This is a genomic window from Adlercreutzia equolifaciens (genome assembly GCF_029076695.1).
Lineage (GTDB): Bacteria > Actinomycetota > Coriobacteriia > Coriobacteriales > Eggerthellaceae > Adlercreutzia > Adlercreutzia equolifaciens_A.
Genome location: NZ_JARFIK010000587.1, coordinates 1 through 290 on the forward strand (window position 1 = coordinate 1; position 290 = coordinate 290).

General features: G+C 55.5%; 1 protein-coding gene. It reads left to right on the forward strand.

The genetic code is table 11. The features are described 5' to 3' along the window. Positions 1–290, forward strand: a 290-nt coding sequence (locus PZH32_RS13715; protein ID WP_428994065.1) for a hypothetical protein, incomplete at both ends; no start/stop codon positions are given.

Below are 290 nucleotides of genomic sequence, written 5' to 3' on the forward strand. Positions count from 1 at the left end.
GCCAAAACCCGCCCAGTCTTTGAGCAGTATAAGGCGACGAAGTACAGCCGGAAATTCCTTGCGGAGCATGAGGCCGACCTTGAACTGTACCGGGCTGCACAAGCGGAAATGCGCTCTCTGCTGGGCGGGGCGAAGCTCCCTAAAATGGATGTGCTGAAGGAGGAAGGCCGCAAGCTCACAGCAAAGAAAAAACAGCTCTATGGAGAATACCAGAAGGCACGACGGGATATGCAGGAGATCGTCACGATCAAGGCGAACATTGACACTCTGATGGGCTACACCGAGCCGGG